A 1,757-nucleotide genomic window follows, 5' to 3' on the forward strand; every position below is an offset into this window, starting at 1 on the left:
GCTCGTCCGGGTCCGCCATGAACCATATGTGGCATCGGCGAACCATGGCCGGTTGACTCTTTTGCCGAGTGCCGGTTGATAATCATAAATCGTCCGTGATAGGGTGCGCACCCAAGGGTGATCACACGAGCTACATCATCATCATTTGTAAATAGTGATCCGACTAATGAACCGTCTGCCTTGTTGGCAATGGTAATCGCTTCATCGATATTTTCGTAGGGCAGGAGGGTAGTGACCGGCCCGAATGCTTCAACGGTATGCACTTCATCAACGGTAACCGGAGTTTTGCAAAGCAGCACCTTAGGTGAGGTAAAAGCGTCTTTCTCATCTCCGCCGGTGGTGTAGACAGTGTCGGTTACGTCTATCAATTTTTGCAGCTGTTCGCCAAATCGAACAGCCTGATCAGAACTGGCCAGCGGACCCATTCGGGTATCTTCTGATGCGGGGTCTCCAATGGTTGTTTTTTCCAGGCGGTTTTTGAGGGCTTCGATCACATCATCTACCAGATCTTTCGGGATAATGGTTCTGCGTATGGCTGTACATTTTTGACCGGTTTTTACCGTCATCTCGTTGGCCACCTCTTTTACAAAAAGATGAAATTCATCCATGTCTGGAGTTACATCTGGACCGAGAATGGAGCAGTTCAGTGAGTCAGCTTCAAGGTTAAATGGAATGTTGTTTTGTATGATGTTTTTGTGAGCCTTCAATTTTTGTCCGGTAAAAGCGGAACCGGTAAATGAAACGGAGTCCTGGCTGTTAAGGTGATCCAGCAGATCTCCGGGTACATCAGCGGCAATAAATTGAACGGAGCCTTCCGGAAGAAGACCGGATTCAATCATTTTTTTGAAAACTGCATGAGCCAGATAGGAGCCCATCGGTGAGGGTTTGATAATAGACGGTACACCGGCGATGAAGGCAGGAGCAAATTTTTCAAGCATTCCCCACACCGGAAAGTTAAACGCGTTGATATGAACAGCTACGCCTTGCTTTGGAACACATATGTGCTGACCAATAAATGTACCTCCTCGGGAGAGGCGTTCCACACCACCTTCCACATGAAAGGGAAGATCCGAAAGTTCAATACGTGCTTTGCTGGATAGGGTAAAAATGGATCCGATTCCGCCTTCAATGTCGATCCAGGAGTCGCGACGTGTGGCACCGGTATGTGTGGAAAGTTCATAAAACTCCTCCTTGTGTTTCATCAGAAATTGACCAAGAAATTTGATCTTAAAGGCCCGCTGATGAATCGTCATTTCGCGAAGATTTGGCCCGCCGACTGATCGTGCATATTCGCACATCTCCTTGTAGTTAAGATCTGCTTCTACCAATGTGGCAACTTTTTTACCGTTTACAGCACTGATTAAATCTGATTCTTTACCCTTATCAACCCAGTTCCCTTTTGCGTAAGATGTGACTTTCATATGATGGTAGTTTTATTCAATCCAATTTTTTGATGAAGATAATAAAAACCTTGGACTTGGGAATGATTCTCTGTGTATGTGAGGGAATGGAATAGTTGATGGCATTTGAAGTAAAATCATCACAGATCCGCCTCAATGTTGTTTGCCTCTTCGGTCGGCGCACTCTGTTTGGCGGGGAGCGCGGTGCGCTCGAGACCCCGAGCGGTGCCCGGGGCTACCGCTTGGTCGCTCCTTCGGAGCTTTTTTGGTGTTGGACTCTTGCGATGCAATTCTAAAATTAATCTGCGTGCAATAAGTGCTGTAAATTAAATTCTATTAGTTGACGTTATTCTTTAC

General features: G+C 46.4%; 1 protein-coding gene. It reads right to left on the bottom strand.

Annotated elements, in window-relative coordinates; all coding sequences use genetic code 11:
• Positions 1-1,421: phenylacetic acid degradation bifunctional protein PaaZ (gene paaZ / locus BG260_RS13285; protein WP_069133447.1), on the bottom strand; the 1,421-nt coding region annotated here is incomplete at its 3' end.
• Between the last annotated feature and the right edge of the window lie 336 nt (positions 1,422-1,757).

It is taken from the genome of Rhodohalobacter halophilus (assembly GCF_001715195.1).
Taxonomy (GTDB): domain Bacteria; phylum Bacteroidota; class Rhodothermia; order Balneolales; family Balneolaceae; genus Rhodohalobacter; species Rhodohalobacter halophilus.